The 16,278-nt window shown below is 45.2% G+C and carries 13 protein-coding genes; all 13 read left to right on the top strand.

The genetic code is table 11. The features are described from left to right. The first annotated feature begins 331 nt into the window (after window positions 1-331). The 13 genes from QOS07_RS06460 (at window position 332) to QOS07_RS06400 (ending at window position 16,249) form a co-directional block, all read left to right on the top strand. Window positions 332-2,551, top strand: a complete 2,220-nt coding sequence (locus tag QOS07_RS06460; protein ID WP_283588152.1) for a collagen-binding domain-containing protein — start codon at window positions 332-334, stop codon at window positions 2,549-2,551. A 197-nt stretch (window positions 2,552-2,748) separates the two neighbouring features. Next, entirely contained in the window at window positions 2,749-3,951 is a 1,203-nt protein-coding gene (gene coaBC / locus QOS07_RS06455) for a bifunctional phosphopantothenoylcysteine decarboxylase/phosphopantothenate--cysteine ligase CoaBC (RefSeq protein ID WP_283588151.1), read from the top strand. Then, window positions 3,952-6,381 carry a primosomal protein N' gene (priA, locus tag QOS07_RS06450; protein WP_283588150.1) on the top strand — a complete coding sequence of 810 codons (2,430 nt, stop codon included), beginning with the start codon at window positions 3,952-3,954 and terminating at the stop codon, window positions 6,379-6,381. A gap of 19 nt (window positions 6,382-6,400) precedes the next feature. Continuing rightward, window positions 6,401-7,354, top strand: coding sequence for a methionyl-tRNA formyltransferase (gene fmt / locus QOS07_RS06445; protein ID WP_283588149.1), 954 nt, complete (start codon window positions 6,401-6,403; stop codon window positions 7,352-7,354). Then, window positions 7,347-8,690, top strand: coding sequence for a 16S rRNA (cytosine(967)-C(5))-methyltransferase RsmB (rsmB, locus tag QOS07_RS06440; RefSeq protein ID WP_283588148.1), 1,344 nt, complete (start codon window positions 7,347-7,349; stop codon window positions 8,688-8,690). The genes fmt and rsmB overlap by 8 nt, the downstream gene beginning before the upstream one ends. An 18-nt stretch (window positions 8,691-8,708) precedes the next feature. After that, the gene (locus tag QOS07_RS06435; protein WP_283588147.1) at window positions 8,709-9,437 is read left to right on the top strand and encodes a Stp1/IreP family PP2C-type Ser/Thr phosphatase; all 729 of its coding nucleotides are present in this window, start codon (window positions 8,709-8,711) and stop codon (window positions 9,435-9,437) included. An 18-nt stretch (window positions 9,438-9,455) separates the two neighbouring features. Continuing rightward, window positions 9,456-11,381 (top strand): Stk1 family PASTA domain-containing Ser/Thr kinase, encoded by a 1,926-nt coding sequence (gene pknB / locus QOS07_RS06430; protein WP_283588146.1) that lies wholly within the window; start codon window positions 9,456-9,458, stop codon window positions 11,379-11,381. Window positions 11,382-11,397: 16 nt separating this feature from the next. After that, complete coding sequence (gene rsgA, locus QOS07_RS06425; protein WP_283588145.1) at window positions 11,398-12,273, top strand: ribosome small subunit-dependent GTPase A; 876 nt, start codon at window positions 11,398-11,400, stop codon at window positions 12,271-12,273. 11 nt (window positions 12,274-12,284) lie between these two features. Further along, a complete protein-coding gene (gene rpe, locus QOS07_RS06420) occupies window positions 12,285-12,938 on the top strand; it encodes a ribulose-phosphate 3-epimerase (protein WP_283588144.1) in 654 nt (217 codons plus the stop codon). Between the two features lie 60 nt (window positions 12,939-12,998). Continuing rightward, the gene (locus QOS07_RS06415; protein ID WP_283588143.1) at window positions 12,999-13,655 is read left to right on the top strand and encodes a thiamine diphosphokinase; all 657 of its coding nucleotides are present in this window, start codon (window positions 12,999-13,001) and stop codon (window positions 13,653-13,655) included. Between the two features lie 125 nt (window positions 13,656-13,780). Further along, the gene (rpmB, locus tag QOS07_RS06410; RefSeq protein WP_003713527.1) at window positions 13,781-13,966 is read left to right on the top strand and encodes a 50S ribosomal protein L28; all 186 of its coding nucleotides are present in this window, start codon (window positions 13,781-13,783) and stop codon (window positions 13,964-13,966) included. A gap of 173 nt (window positions 13,967-14,139) precedes the next feature. After that, window positions 14,140-14,502: an Asp23/Gls24 family envelope stress response protein gene (locus QOS07_RS06405; protein WP_283588142.1), complete on the top strand. Its 363-nt coding sequence runs from the start codon at window positions 14,140-14,142 to the stop codon at window positions 14,500-14,502. 25 nt (window positions 14,503-14,527) lie between these two features. Beyond that, a complete protein-coding gene (locus QOS07_RS06400) occupies window positions 14,528-16,249 on the top strand; it encodes a DAK2 domain-containing protein (RefSeq protein ID WP_283588141.1) in 1,722 nt (573 codons plus the stop codon). Window positions 16,250-16,278: the final 29 nt, after the last annotated feature.

The following is a 16,278-nucleotide window of genomic DNA, read 5'->3' as shown; positions in this document are numbered from 1 at the left end:
CTCGAAAAGTGTTAAATTATGAAACCCCATATGAGGTATTTTTTGAGAAACCGTTGCACTTGGTTTGACAATTCGTCATAAATTTAAATAGTAATGTCCTTTACTTATCTATTGATGGCATAATAATTAATTATATTTAGTATTAGTGTTAGACATTTAAATGTGGATTTAATAATAGTTTCTCCATAAAATTTTTCATATTCATTTTCACTATTTTTGTCAATTATTGATTAGAAAAATAGCTTAATGAGACAAATAGTTAAATCTGGTTCATTGTCCTCCCCTGTAGTAATTTAGTAAATGCAGTTTTTTTACTAGGAGGAAATAAGTAATGTCGAATAATCATTCAGGAAAGGATCACTATAAGTTATATAAGGCGGGAAAGCTTTGGCTAACTGCCTTAGTTACAACAACCGTTTTTGGCGTTGCGCTACTAGGGACGCAAGACGCCAGTGCAAATACAAATCCAGCGGTTGCAACCGATGTAAAAGCTGACTTTAAGACGGATATGAATAACCGCTACATTGACGTTAGTGGAGCAGCGGGTTCAATTATTAATGATAACGAAGCAGCTTCAGCTAGTGAGGGAGCACCGGCTAAGGCAGATCAATCAGCAAAGAACGATATATCTACGACTTTAGATAATGACCAGGCATTAAGGCAGAAATTCACTGGAATTAGTGATGGCCAGCTTAGTCAGCACCCACTTGGGAAGGCATCAATTTTCCACATTTTTTCAAATGAGGTTAAGATTGGTGCAGACGTAAACGGGAATATTGCTACTAAGAAGCTGGTTAACGGCCCAGAATTCGGGACCCGGTCTGATTCACATAATTTTACCAGTGGTGATGTTTATTATATTGAACACATCGACGCAATTGGGGCTAATGCCTTTCGGACGGGTAATAACTACGTAGTGCTTGGCGACGATTCAAATGTTGAAGTAAAGGGTAACCAAGTTTATGTTAACGGTAATCGTTTGGACCACTTAAATGCCAGTGACTACCATTTGGTAAAAGATTACATCAACTTTGAAGAAGAGTTTAACCAATTACGGCAACGCGCCACGGAACTCGCTAATCGTGAATCAGCAACCGATGTAAAAGCTGACTTTAAGACGGATATGAATAACCGCTACATTGACGTTAGTGGAGCAGCGGGTTCAATTATTGTGGTAGATGTTCCCGTTGAATACTTAGAGGCACCACAACCAATTACGATTAAGGGCCTCAGTAGTGATGACGCAGGTCCATTAGTGGTATTAAATGTTAAGTCCGATAAGAATACTGTTAACTTTAATACTCAGGTCAAGCTCAATTACAATGATGGCAACACTGTCTCGCCAAGTGAAGGACATAGTGAACCAAACCACGTTTTGTGGAACTTTAGTAATACCGTCAATGAAGTCAACGTTAACAGTGGTTACCTGCTTGGTAGTGTTTTAGCACCTAACGCAACTTTTAATGCAGGTGTGAATGTTGATGGTAATATTGTTGCAAATGTTGTTAACATTAACGGCGGTGAATCACACCGGTGGGACCTTCATGCTCCAAACTATTTTGCTGAAGTAGGGCCTAAAGATGATGGTGACAGAGGCGGTCAGAAGGATTCGTCCACTGATAACGAAAAAAATCCAGTGCCGGTAACCCCGCATGCTGATGATGACGAAGAAGAGGTGGTTGATCATGGTGGAACAAACAAAGATGAGCAGCCATCGTCTCCTTCTGATACACCAGCACCATCTAACAAGCCATCAGATAAGCCAACTCAACCGACCACTCCAACATCATCTAATGCCGCAAACAAGGATAAGGAAGCTGACCAACCAGGTTCTGAGGCACCAGCATCGTCAGAGCAAGCTCAACCGGTAGCTCCATCTGATACCCCAAATAAGGCTGGCTCTGATACATCAGAACCGGCTCAACCGGATACACCAGGTAAAGACAGACAACCAAACCATCCTTACTTCCCACACTGGGATTATCCAGTAATTCCAGACCATAAGGGGGCATCTGCGGGTTCGTCTTCTGAGACGCCTGCTGGTTCAGAATCACCAAAAGCGGAGACACCAGTAGTCCCAATTAATCCGACAAGTCCAGTAGTGCCGGAATTACCTGAATCGACCAATCCGGGTACACCTGAGCTACCAGCTTCGGATACGCCTGCAGAATCAGCTGTGCCAAGTGCACCAGCAACACCTGAAACACCGGTAGTACCAGTAACACCAGCTACTTCAGATACACCAAAGTCATTAACGGTTGTGGATGATACCACTGAAGAAGAAAACGCGGCATCATTTAATGATGGTAGGGTGACGACTAGCCCGAATACGGTGACGACGCCGGTAACCGGTAATAAGACAATTGTGAATAATAGTAAAAATAGTGGGGAAATCATTTCTGTGGTTACGACTAACCAGGCGGAAACTGAATCTAACCAGACTGGATTACCACAAACGGGTAATGAACAAGAAAGCAAGTTAGGAATTCTTGGCTTTACTTGTGCATTTGTGCTCGCTTTGATGGGGTTCAGCAAGAAAAAGGCTAAATAAAAAGATTAGGTAGGGATAAATACCTGTTAGTCTAAACAGCCTCCTAGCGTTCAATAGTTGAATGTTAGGAGGCTATTTGTATACTTCGACCATTTGCAGGTGTAACTTCTTTCTTTTGTGGTTTACCTTTTTGGTTTGGTGAGTGTAAATGATATAATCAAACAGTAAGTATTCTTGTCCGATAATGGGGTGAAATAATGGCAAAGGTAACGGTATATTTAACTGGTAGTGTTGCGGCATATAAGGGAATTGAAGTTGTTCGTGGACTACAAAAAAAGGGGCATGAAGTACGGGTGGTAATGACGGCCGCTGCCCAAAAACTGATCGCGCCAGCAACGTTAGCAGCACTTACTAAGTACCCCGTTTTAACCTCACTATGGGATAGTAAAAGCCCGATCCCTCACATTGAACTGGCCGATTGGACTGAGCTAGCTGTTGTTGTACCGGCCTCGGCCGATATTATTGCGAAGATGGCAAACGGCATTGCTGACGATGCGGCATCCACAACTTTACTCGCTACTAGTGCTACTAAGGTTGTTGTGCCGGCCATGAATAGTCATATGTGGGCAGCTCCTGCAACCCAACGCAACCTTAATCAGCTAAAAGATGATGGGGTCATCGTGATTGAACCCGTTCAGGGAAGGCTAGCTGAGGGCTATTCGGGTAAGGGACGCCTGCCAGAACCAGAGGAGATAGTAGATGATTTAACCACCTTATTGACTAGCGAGGGCCCCTTAACTGGTAAGCACGTCGTCATTACTGCTGGCGGCACCCGTGAACCAATTGACCCCGTTCGGTTTATTGGTAACCGGTCATCAGGTAAAATGGGAGTGGCTTTAACGAACGCAGCTTTAGCGGCAGGAGCAAGTGTGACCTTAATCGTTGGCCAGGTGAGCGTTGACTTGCCACGTTCGCCGCGGCTAACGATTGTCCCGATTGAGAGCACTGCTGAGTTACTAGCTGCTGTCCAGCGACATTTTGCTCCAGCTGATGCCTTAATTATGGCTGCAGCAGTTGCCGACTTTAAACCGGTTGAAGTGGCAAGTGAAAAGGTCAAGAAGGCAAGTAACCATAATGACTGGCAGCTTAATCTAACTGAAACTACCGATGTTTTAAAGCAGGTTGCACACCAAAAGAGTGAAAATCAGGTAGTAATTGGATTTGCCGCCGAAACACAAAATTTATTGGCGAATGCACAAAAGAAGCTTGCTAGCAAGGGTGCAGACTTAATCGTCGCCAATAACGTCAGTGGTAAGAATGGCGCCTTTGGCAATGATAACGACCAGGTAACGATCCTCGAAGCGAATAAGGAACCGGTAGAATGGCCTTCCATGTCCAAAAAAGAAGTTGCCCAAAGAATTGTTTCCCTGCTAAGTAATAAATTGAAATCAGGTGATTAAATGGTTGAATTGGCGCAGGTAGTGGTTGATGTTCCAACAATGCAGACCAACCAACCATATACATATCAGGTGCCAGTACTATTAGAAAAGAAGCTCCAACTGGGGATGCGGGTAGTGGTCCCGTTCGGTAACGGCCACCGGCAAGTCCAGGGCTTTGTCGTTGGCTTTACCGATTCCAGTGATTATGAGGGAAAATTAAAGCCAATTCAGGCGGTAATGGACCTTCAGCCAGTCATGAATGCAGAAATGTTGAAATTGAGTAAGTGGTTAGCAGATACCACTTACTCCTTTTGGATTGCCTGCCTTTACACCATGCTCCCCAACCTCTTAAAGGGGAAAACGCACCGGGTTGTCCAGGTGGTCGACGATATTCCAGAACAGGACTATTTTGACCTCTTTAATGGCCGTGATCAGCGTGATTATGCTGAATTTGAGAATAACCCGGAAGCAATTAGCAAGTTATTAAAATTAAAACGGGCCGGTAAAGTACGGATTAATTACGAAGTTGAAAATCGGGCACGGGCGAAAACCATTACGGGGATTACACCAGTGCTTGGATTTGAAGAGTTGGAAGATGCACGGACGTCCTTGCACCCCAATGCCCATGCTCAAAATCGCTTGCTTTCTTACCTGCAAAGTATTATTGGCAAGACGGTTGTTCAAAAGGATGCCGAGCGAACGGCAGAGCTTTCCGCAGCAACTTTTAACCAGGGTGCGAAAAAAGGTTGGTTGAAAAAGGTGCCGGTTGAGGTCTACCGTACGCCCAACTCACAGGATAACTTACCAGACGACCAGCACCTGCAAAAACCGTTAAAATTAAACCAGGACCAGCAGGTAGCCGTTGACCATATTAGCCAGGCAGTGCACCAGCATGAGAAAACAACCTTCCTGCTCCAGGGGGTCACCGGCAGTGGGAAAACGGAGGTCTACCTCCAGTCGATTGCCCAGGCCTTAAGTGAGGGGCGGACTGCTTTGATGCTGGTACCAGAAATTTCACTAACCCCCCAAATTGTTAACCGGGTTCGTCGGCGGTTTGGTTCCCAGGTAGCGGTCCTTCATAGTGGCCTGTCGAACGGTGAACAATTTGACGAGTGGCGCCGAATTGAACGTGGCGAAGCTAAGGTAGTTGTTGGGGCCCGTTCCGCAGTCTTTGCGCCGCTGCAAAATATTGGGCTAATTATTCTTGATGAGGAACACGAATCAAGTTATAAGCAGGATGAAGCACCACGGTACCACGCCCGTGAAGTTGCAAAGTGGCGGGGGGCTTACCATGATGCGCCGGTTGTTCTTGGCTCTGCGACACCAAGCTTGGAGAGCCGTGCCCGCGCACTAAAAGGGGTCTACCAGTTCCTCCAGTTACCACACCGGGTAAATAAACAGCCACTTCCACCAATCCAGGTGGTTGATATGCGGCCAGAAATCAAGCAGCGGGGTGAGAGCAACTTTTCGCTTCCGTTACTCCAGGCGGTTAATGACCGGCTCAATCGTGGTGAACAAAGTATTCTAATGCTTAACCGGCGGGGCTTTTCTTCCTTTATGATGTGCCGGGATTGTGGTGAGGTTCTTAAGTGCCCTAATTGTGATATTTCACTGACCCTCCATATGGATACCCGGACGATGAAGTGCCACTACTGTGGGCATGAAGAACCAATTCCACAGATTTGTCCTAATTGTCATAGCCGGCATATTCGCTATTACGGTACGGGGACGGAGAAGGTCCAGCAGGAATTGAAACAGTTGCTTCCCCAGGCACGAATTATCCGAATGGATGTTGATACAACGAGGCGGAAGGGGATGCACGAAAAACTTCTCAAGCAGTTTGGCGATCACCAGGCAGATATCCTGCTGGGAACCCAAATGATTGCTAAGGGACTCGATTTTCCCAATGTAACCCTCGTGGGTGTTTTAAATGCTGATACGGGATTAGGTCTACCTGACTTTCGGGCTAGTGAACGAACATTTGACCTGCTCAGTCAGGTTAGTGGCCGTGCGGGTCGTGCTGATAAGCAGGGACAAGTTATCATTCAAACCTTTAATCCCGACCATTACGCAATTAAGGATGCCCAGGCACATGATTACGACCGTTTCTTTTACCAGGAGATGAGTCTTCGTCACCAGGCTAGTTACCCGCCTTACTATTTCACTGTCCGGCTGATGGCGAGTCACCCGGAGGAAAAGGCAGCGGCCCAGGCAATGGCTAAGATTAAGCAAAAACTTCAGCAACGCCTTTCGCCACAGACGATTATTCTAGGACCAACGCCGCGTGCAATCGCCCGGATGAAGCGACGCTACTACTACCAAATTGTAATTAAGTATAAACAGGATCCAGCACTCCATAGTACACTGCTGAAAATTTTACAGGATACTCAGAGTAAGGGCTTTAGGGATGTGCAAGTAAGCATTGACCCTGACCCACAGTACTTTATGTAAATGAAAGGATGATTATTAAATGGCAACATCAATCGTATTTATGGGGACTCCGCAGTTTGCGGTACCAATTTTAAAGAGTTTAATTGATCACCCAGAATATGACGTTAAGGCGGTCTTGACGCAACCAGACCACCGGGTGGGACGTAAGCACGTTTTAACGGCTTCACCGGTTAAACAACTGGCAGTTGAAAATGGGATCAAGGTTCTCCAACCAGCAAAGCTGAGCAAGAGCCCTGAGATGCAGGAAATAATTGACCTACAGCCAGACCTGCTGATTACTGCTGCTTATGGTCAATTTTTACCATCAAAGATGTTGGCGGCGGCAAAAATTGCGGCAATCAACGTCCACGGATCATTATTGCCAAAGTACCGCGGTGGTGCCCCGGTTCAATACTCCATTATTAATGGTGATAAAGAAACTGGTGTCTCCATTATGTACATGGTCAAGAAGATGGATGCCGGCGATGTTATTTCACAGCGGGCAATCCCAATTGAAAAGGATGACGACAACGGGACGATGTTTGAAAAACTAAGTATCCTTGGCCGCGACTTGTTACTAGACATCTTGCCTGACCTGATCGCTGGTAAGACTACGGCAACGCCTCAGGATGAGGAAAAGGTTGTCTTTTCACCGAATATTTCGACGGAACAGGAACGGATTGACTACCGGATGACGGCGGACCAAATTGATGATAAGGTGCGGGGCCTCCGTCCAGCACCACTGGGAAACATGGTTATCGACGGTCTTCGTACCAAGATCTATGATGTAACACCATTGGATGAAAAAACGACTTTAAAACCAGGACAAGTGGTCCGTGCCAGCAAGCATCAATTAGTAATTGCGGCGGGTAACGGGACGACCTACCGGATTAACCGGTTGAAGCCAGCTGGTAAGCAGGCGATGGACATAACTGCTTACCTAAATGGTCACCAGGACTTGAAAGAAGGAGGACAAGCAGTAACCGATGACTAAGCAGATGTCAGCACGGGCAGTCGCGTTAACGGCCTTAGACCGGGTGCGACAAAATGGTTCGTATTCTAACCTTCAGCTAAATCAATTATTAGTTAAACACCAACTCAGTGATAGCGATCGTCGCTTGGCAACGCGAATTGTTTATGGCGTACTTCAACACCAAATAACACTGGAGTACTGGCTCCAGCCGTTTGTGAAGGGTAAGAAGTTGGATTCCTGGGTAGAGACGTTGCTCCTAATGTCCATTTACCAGTACCATTATTTAGAGCGGGTACCTGATTGGGCAGTTACTAATGAATCGATTGAACTGGCTAAAAACTGGGGAAACCAAGGAATCCGAAAGTTCGTAACCGGTGTCCTGCACGCTATTTTACGGCAAGGGCTTACCAGTTTTGATGAAATCACTGATTTTGTCGAACGTTTGTCAATTAAAGCAAGTGTTCCTAAGTGGATTGTTCAGGAATTAGTTAACCAGTATGGTACTGACCAAGCCGAACAAATTTTGGCATCTATTAATGAACCTGCTCACGTCGTAGTTAGGGTCAATACCGCAGTGTCAGATTTAGCGACGGTTAGAGAAGAGTTACGGACTGCTGGAGTTGAATTTCGGGAAAGTGAAGTTGCGCCAAACGCGTTGGTAATCACGAGTGGTAGTGTTATTGGCTCACCGCTTTTTGCTCGCGGCGCTATTACCATCCAAGACGAAAGCGCCATGCTGGCAGTTGATAGTATGGACGTTCAACCTGGCGACCGTGTCCTAGATGCTTGTGCGGCACCAGGCGGGAAGACAGTCCAAATTGCGGAACGTTTAGACCAAGACAGTGGTGGAATGGTTGATACACTGGACATTCACGAGCATAAAACGAGACTAATTCAAAAAAATGCCGACCGGATGCATGTTGCCGACCGGGTTTCAACCCACACCCTAGATGCTCGTAAGGTGGCTGACCAGTTTACGGATGAATCGTTTGATAAAATTTTAGTTGATGCACCATGTAGCGGAATGGGCTTATTACGGCGTAAGCCAGAGATTCGCTATACGAAAAGATTAGCGGATAGTGTTAATTTACACCAAATTCAAAAAAGTATTTTAAATGCAGTTGCCCCAAAAGTTAAAAAGGGCGGTATAATCACATATAGTACGTGTACGATTTTGAAGCAGGAAAATGATCAGACCGTTCAAGAATTTTTGGCTGACCACCCTGACTTCACCTTGTTAAAGACAACAACGACACGGAAGCTTAAAGATGATCGAAACTCAGCAACGTTGACTATTTTGCCATCCGATTATGGGTCTGATGGTTTCTTTATCAGTAGTCTCCAGCGCAATCTGTAGAAGGGAATTAGCACTAAGATGAAAGTTGCTTATCAAACTGACGTTGGGCACCAACGGTCACAAAACCAGGACCGGGTTTCCCAATTTACCGATAAACGCGGGAATCAGCTAGTGGTGATTGCCGATGGAATAGGTGGTAATCGTAGTGGGGATGTCGCTGCTGAAATGACAGTGAAACGACTCGGTCATCGTTTTATTGAGGACGGACCGGAAACTCCGCTGGAAGCAATTCGGTGGTTTGCCCGCGAAGTTCAATTAATTAATGATGAAATTTTAAAAAAATCAAAAGAAAATATCGCTTTTCAAGGAATGGGAACGACGATGGTAGCTGCAATCGCATTTGCTGACACCTTAGTAGTTGCCAATATTGGTGATAGTCGTGGCTACTTATTACATGCAGGGATGATGACCCAGGTCACGATTGACCATTCCTTGGTAAATGAACTTGTAAAAAGTGGTGATATTACCGAGGAGGAAGCATTAAAACTCCCACAAAGTAATATTATTACCCGGGCAATTGGTATTTCACCGGATGCGCGAATTGAAGTAAACCGTTTTAAATTTGAACATGGTGACCAACTGTTGATGTGTTCTGATGGCTTATTCAAGACGGTTGATAAGAAGACATTAAAGGATGTCTTACAATCAACGTTATCGTTAGCTGATAAGTGTGAACGGTTAGTGAAAATGGCAAATGAAGCTGGGGGCCCCGATAATATCACCGTACTAATTGGAATTAATGAATAATAGCCAGGAGGGTTGAGTATGAATCCTGGAGATATAATCGGTCACCGATACAGGATTATCCGTTCCCTAGGTGAGGGCGGAATGGCAACTGTTTACTTAGCTCATGATTTGGTTTTAGATCGCGATGTCTCCGTGAAGCTGCTGCGTTTGGATCTCCGTGATGATCCAGATACGAAGCGGCGTTTTCACCGTGAAGCGCTCGCGGCAACACAATTGAATGACCCCCACATTGTTGGCGTTTATGATGTGGGTGAAGATGAAGGCCTTCAATACATGGTTATGCAATATGTACAGGGTACTGATTTGAAGGCTTTTATTAAGGAACACTATCCGATTCCGCTGCCACAAGTAGTGGACATTATGAAACAGGTCCTGTCCGCAGTTGAGACTGCCCATGCGCACGGAATTATTCACCGTGATTTAAAACCGCAAAATATATTAATTGATGCTAATAAAAACATAAAAATCACTGATTTTGGGATTGCGGTTGCGACTTCCCAAAATTCACTGACCCAGACAAATACGTTGATGGGATCGGTACACTACCTGTCGCCGGAACAGGCGCGGGGAAGTGTCGCAACAAAACAATCAGATATCTATTCCTTGGGAATTATCCTTTATGAACTGCTAACTGGTACCGTCCCATTTGAAGGGGAAACGGCTGTTTCAATTGCCCTTAAGCACTTCCGTGAGGATATTCCATCCGTTCGTACCGTCAATAGCAACATTCCACAAGCACTTGAAAATGTGGTATTGAAAGCGACCGCCAAGAGCCCGCACGAACGTTACGCTAATGTTCGCGAAATGGCTGAAGACTTGTCAACGAGCCTTGACGCTGACCGGGCAAATGAAGAGAAGTGGCACGTTCAATGTGATGACGGTAAGACTAAAGTGTTATCTGCAGCTGAAATTTCAAAGCAAATTAAGGAAGCAGACGAACAAGAAAAGGCAGCGAATGAAGGGGCTGACGATCAAGAAAAAGATGTCGAGCCTAAAAAACGGCACCGTTACTTACCATATTGGCTTAGTGGCGTTGCCGCAGTACTTGTTATTGGGATAGCATTTACTACTTGGTGGTTTATGTTCCGGCAAGTAATTGTTCCGGATGTAGAAGGAAAAACACCGATTCAAGCGGAACGAATCCTTAGTAAGCAAGGGTTACGGGTTGGAAATATTACCCGGGTTAATAGTGAACAAGTAGCTAAAAATCATATTATCTCGACTACCCCTGATACCAGTTCAAAGAAACAGGTTAACGGGACAGTTGACCTGCGGGTAAGCACTGGCGTAAAAAACATGTCGATGGCTGACTATGTAGGCGATGATTATTACTCAGTTTCCTCATCCTTACGGCAGAAGGGCTTTGTTGTCCAAAAGCAAGAGGTTTATTCTGATAAGATCGACAAGGGAACGATTATTAAGCAGAACTACAGTAAGGGTAAGACGGTGGCAACCAATGGCGACACGATCAACTTTAAGGTTAGTGCCGGCAAGGAGAACATCAAGATTCCTAATTTCCGGAACCAGGATATTAGTGTTGTTCAAAAGTTTGCTAACGAGCATAAGCTTCAGCTGACAACCCAGGAAAAGAAGTCTAAAACCGTTGCTACGAACCATGTTATTAGTCAAACACCAAAAGCTGGTGAAACGCTAAACCATGGTGACACATTGACGGTTACGCTTGCCAATTCGGGAAACCAGACCAAGACGACCAATATTCAAGTAAATATTCCATTTGATGGAAACGGTGGAAAACGGGAGAACCGGGTCCAGATCTATATTAAAGATGCTAACCATAACCTGACGATGGAATATCAAGATATTACAATTAATCAAGAAACAACTATTAATGTGCCGTTTACGTTAAAGAACGGTCAAATGGGCGCATACCGGGTTGTCCGCAATGGTCGGACGATCATGAGTGGTACCAACATTACTGGTTAAATCATGGAGGTGTGAAGTGAAAACAGGAATAATTCAGCAATCATTAAGCGGCTTTTACGATGTTTTAGCAGATGGGCAACTTTATCGGACAAGGGGCCGGGGCAACTTCCGTGCAAGGAAAATAAAGCCGGTTGTTGGTGACCGGGTTGAGTTTGCCGATGGGTACCTGTTAAAAGTACTTGACCGGCGGAACCAGCTAGTTCGGCCGCCAGTGGCAAACATTGATATGGCGGTCGTGGTCACTGCCGCCACCCAGCCGGTCTTCTCGGCAAACTTGCTTGACCGTCAACTAGTAGGACTAGAGGAACAGGGTATTATGCCGGTGATCTTCTTTTCAAAAGTTGACTTGCTGGATGGTGAGACTTTTTCTCGGTTGCAAGCAATTGCGGATGGGTATTCACAAATTGGCTACCAGGTTTTCTTCAACCGAGACCCATTTGCGGCTAGTCAGCTGAAAACACTAGTTGAAAGCCTTAAGGGCAAGATTGTAACGATGATGGGGCAGACGGGTGCTGGCAAGTCAACCTTGCTAAACCACCTTGCACCGGGCCTTAACCTTGCCACTGGTGAAATTTCACAGGCATTAAAGCGGGGACGTCATACTACCCGTAAGGTAAGTCTGCTGGATGTTGATGGCGCATTGATTGCTGACACGCCTGGTTTCTCTTCGTACGAGACCTTTGATATGACGGTTGAAGAACTTCCCCGCCTTTTTCCTGAAATGCGCAAGCTGGCGGTAAATTGTAAGTTCCGGGGCTGTCTCCATTTGAAAGAGCCCCATTGTGCAGTGAAGGATGCACTGGAACATGGTATAATCATGAAGAGTCGGTATGACGACTATGTCCAGTTCCATGACATCATCGTTAACCAGAAACCAAATTATAAGAAATGAGGGAATTTAGAATGATTAAGGTTGCACCTTCAATTTTGAGTGCTGATTACGTAAACTTGCAAAAGGACATTGAAAAGGTTGATAAGGCTGGGGCCGAATACCTCCACATCGATGTAATGGATGGTACTTTTGTGCCAAGTATTTCCTACGGTCCAGGCTTTGTTAAGGCTATTCGCCCAATCACCAACATGACCCTAGATGTTCACCTGATGGTTCAAAACCCAGAACATATTTTGCCAATATTCATCGACGCTGGTGCGGACATCATTGGTGTTCAAGTGGAAGCAACCCAACACATTCACCGTGCTCTGCAAATTATCAAGAATGGCGGGGTAAAGGCAGAAGTTGTTATCAACCCTGGTACGCCAGTGGCCATGATTGAACCCGTCCTGCACATGGTTGACCAAGTCTTAGTAATGACTGTTAACCCTGGTTTCGGTGGACAAAAGTTCCTTCCAGAAACGGTTGAAAAGATTGCCCAATTAAACGAAATTAAGAAGCAAAAGGGTTACGACTTCGATATTGAAATTGATGGTGGTGTTAACAACAAGACGGTTGTTGACTGCTACAAAGCGGGTGCTACCGTTGCAGTTGCTGGTTCTTTTGTCTTTAATGCAGATGACCCTGCAGAACGGGTAGAAGAATTGCGTGACGCTACTAAGTAATCGCATTATGATAATCAGGGGCTGTAACATCGGTCCCTTTTTTATATAGGAGAATTTACCATGCGGGTTAATGTGTTAGTCGGCGGACCGGTTGCGTTAGTCCCCCAGGAGAAAGTAATTCAACGTAAAAATGAGCAGTGGGTAGCAGCGGACTATGGAGCAACCCGCTTGCTTAACTGGGGAATCAAGCCTGCTGTCGCAATTGGTGACTTTGACTCAACCTCTGCTAGTGAGTTTCAACGTTTAAGAGAGCAGTTGGGTGAGATTGAGACTTTTCCACCCGAAAAGGATTTTACTGATACCCAGCTGGGGGTAAAAATCGCAATTGAAAAGTTTAAACCTGACGAAATCGATGTTTTTGGCGCAACCGGCGGGCGAATTGACCACTTGTTAGCCAACCTCTTTTTGCCCCTGCAGGCCCCGTACGAGGACTACCTCGAAAAGATACACTTTATCGATCGTGGAAATACGGTAGCATACTACCGGCCAGGCAGCTATGAGATTACGAAACAAGCAGGGATGAAGTATCTGGCATTTGTGAACCTTACACCGGTTAAAGGGCTAACGCTGGTTGACGAGAAGTACCCACTTGATAACTGGTCAAGCGACATTCCGGTATCTTGGTCCAGCAATGAGTTTGTTGGAACCAAGAACCACTTCTCGTTTACTGCCGGTGTGGTAGCGGTAATTCAATGCTGTGACCAGTTAATGAATTAGCTGTCAAGGAAAAATACTTGAAAGAAAACTATTGCATTGTCGGAAACGCTATGGTAAATTAATTAGGTGAGTTACATCGCAGTTATGCGTAATATAATAATGTTTTAAAGAGGAGGGTATCACCAATGGCTAAAGATTTTATCAACGGTAAACGGACACGCTTTGGTAACAAGCGTTCTCACGCCCTTAACTCAAGTCGTCGTAGCTGGAAGCCTAATTTGCAAAAGGTAACCATTTTGGTTAACGGTAAGCCAAAGAAGGTTTACGTTTCAGCACGTACCTTGAAGTCCGGTAAAGTGACTCGGGTTTAATAAAAAAAGACGCCGTCCAATTATGGGCGGCTTATTTTTTATCTTCGATAGTACACCCCGTTAACTATTTCCAAAGAGGGTTACTTTTTATTATTGATGTGCTATGCTATGATATTGTTAGCTTAGAATAAATTAAAAATGAATCTCTAAATTAATACAGGGAGGCCATGACGATGGCAGTAAAAATTAAGACAAAAGCTGGAACAATCGACATTGATAATGATGTGATTTCAACAGTTGTTGGTGGTGCCGCTACGGATAATTACGGTGTTGTTGGAATGGCAAGTCGTAACCCGGTTCGTGACGGTGTTAACCAGATTCTCCGCCGTGAGAACTTCAATAAGGGTGTTGTTGTTCGCCAACAGGACAACGGAATCGTCGTTGACGTAAACATTATTGTGAGCTACGGTACGAAGATTTCTGAAGTATCAAAGAGTGTCCAATCAAAGGTTAAGTACAACCTGGAATCAATGCTGGGCATTACTGCTGATGCGGTTAACGTCTGTGTACAGGGCGTTCGTTCAACAGAAGATTAATTCGAAGCACGGGAGGAAAAGTTAATTGGCTGTAACAGAAATTACAAATCTTGAATTTGGCAAAATGGTTCAGGCGGCTGCTGATAAGTTAAACAAGCAGGCAGAATTCATTAATTCCCTGAATGTTTTCCCAGTTCCTGATGGTGATACTGGGACTAACATGGCTTCATCGATGGCTAGTGGTGCCAAGTACGAACGGGAAGCTTCTAGTGATAAGGTCGGCGATTTGAGTGCGGCATTAGCAAAGGGACTTCTGATGGGTGCCCGTGGTAATTCTGGGGTGATCCTTTCCCAGATCTTCCGTGGCTTTGCAAAGGGCGCCGCTGGTAAGACCAAGTTAAATGCGCAAGACTTTGTTGATGCTTATGCTAATGGTGCCAAGGTTGCTTATAAAGCGGTAATGAAGCCAACTGAGGGGACCATTTTAACGGTTGTCCGTGAATCCGCCCAGGCTGGTCTTAACAAGATTAAGGAAACTGACGACCTGTTAGAAATCATGCACACCATTTATGAGGCAAGTAAGAAGGCACTGAAGAAGACGCCTGATCTTCTGCCAGTCTTAAAAGAAGTTGGTGTCGTTGATTCTGGTGGCCAAGGGTTAGTCTACGTACTGGAAGCCTTTGATGAATCACTGAGCGGCAAGGAAGTTGAAAAGGGCGAAGACTACAAGCCAGATAAGGCAGAAGTTGATGAAATGGTTAATGCCATGGACCACCAAAGCGTCCAGGGTAAACTAGACCCTGCCGACATTAAGTACACTTACTGTACGCAAATGCTGGTGCGGATTGGTAAGGGAAAGCAAGTTACCAAGAAGTTCGACTACGATACCTTCTATAACTACCTGGCTAAGTTAGGTGATAGCCTGCTTGTCTTAAGTGATGACCAGGTAGTTCGGGTTCACGTCCACACTGAACACCCTGGCAAGGTTTTAAGCTGGGGTCAGGAATTCGGTGACCTTCAAACAATCGAAATCCACAACATGGTCTGGCAACAAGAAGAGATCATGGAGCATGATGAAGAAGAAGGCAACGGTGACGATACGCTAACTGAAACGCCAGTTGAACGGGCAAAGAAGGACCAAGAAGAGCAAGTTGACACTGCGGTGATTGCGGTTGCCTCTGGTGATGGGATCATTAAGCTGCTCAAGAGTCTTGGTGTTACTCACATTATTAGTGGTGGGCAGACAATGAACCCAAGTACTCAGGACATTGTTGATGCAATCAATAATAGTGGGGCGAAGAAGGCTCTTGTCCTTCCTGACAACGGAAATATCTTCATGACGGCCGAGCAGGCTGCTGAAGTGGCAGATATCCCAACAGCGGTTGTTCATGCAAAGACGATTGCCCAGGCAATGTCTGCTTTGCTGGAATACAATCCAGAAGAAGAACTTCAAGCTAACCAGCGGAACATGGAAGCAAACCTGGCCAGTGTTGCCAGTGGTGAAGTGACCCATGCGGTTCGTGATACTACAATCGACGGTAAAGAAATTAAGCAAAACGACTACCTGGGAATTGTTGATGGTAAGATTATTGTGACTAATCCAGACCTGGAACAGGCAGCAATCGAAATGGTTAAGAAGATGCTTGATGAGGACAGCGAAATCGTCACAATTCTTTATGGTGAAGATGGTAATGAAGAGACTGCTGAAGCAATTAAGGCGGCGGTTGAAGAAGTAGATGATGAACTTGATGTTCAAATCTACGAAGGTGGCCAGCCGGTATACCCATACCTGATTTCGGTAGAATAGCAATTACTTGAATTAAAATGGCAAAAGGG

The sequence above is a fragment of the Limosilactobacillus viscerum genome (genome assembly GCF_947387525.1).
Lineage (GTDB): Bacteria > Bacillota > Bacilli > Lactobacillales > Lactobacillaceae > Limosilactobacillus > Limosilactobacillus viscerum.
Note: the sequence above shows the minus strand (reverse complement) of the source record. Positions and strands in the feature narration are given on the sequence as shown.

Coding starts and splice junctions, on each gene's coding strand:
- QOS07_RS06460 (WP_283588152.1), top strand. CDS start 332: ATGTCGAATAATCATTCAGGAAAGGATCACTATAAGTTATATAAGGCG.
- coaBC (WP_283588151.1), top strand. CDS start 2,749: ATGGCAAAGGTAACGGTATATTTAACTGGTAGTGTTGCGGCATATAAG.
- priA (WP_283588150.1), top strand. CDS start 3,952: ATGGTTGAATTGGCGCAGGTAGTGGTTGATGTTCCAACAATGCAGACC.
- fmt (WP_283588149.1), top strand. CDS start 6,401: ATGGCAACATCAATCGTATTTATGGGGACTCCGCAGTTTGCGGTACCA.
- rsmB (WP_283588148.1), top strand. CDS start 7,347: ATGACTAAGCAGATGTCAGCACGGGCAGTCGCGTTAACGGCCTTAGAC.
- QOS07_RS06435 (WP_283588147.1), top strand. CDS start 8,709: ATGAAAGTTGCTTATCAAACTGACGTTGGGCACCAACGGTCACAAAAC.
- pknB (WP_283588146.1), top strand. CDS start 9,456: ATGAATCCTGGAGATATAATCGGTCACCGATACAGGATTATCCGTTCC.
- rpe (WP_283588144.1), top strand. CDS start 12,285: ATGATTAAGGTTGCACCTTCAATTTTGAGTGCTGATTACGTAAACTTG.
- QOS07_RS06415 (WP_283588143.1), top strand. CDS start 12,999: ATGCGGGTTAATGTGTTAGTCGGCGGACCGGTTGCGTTAGTCCCCCAG.
- rpmB (WP_003713527.1), top strand. CDS start 13,781: ATGGCTAAAGATTTTATCAACGGTAAACGGACACGCTTTGGTAACAAG.
- QOS07_RS06405 (WP_283588142.1), top strand. CDS start 14,140: ATGGCAGTAAAAATTAAGACAAAAGCTGGAACAATCGACATTGATAAT.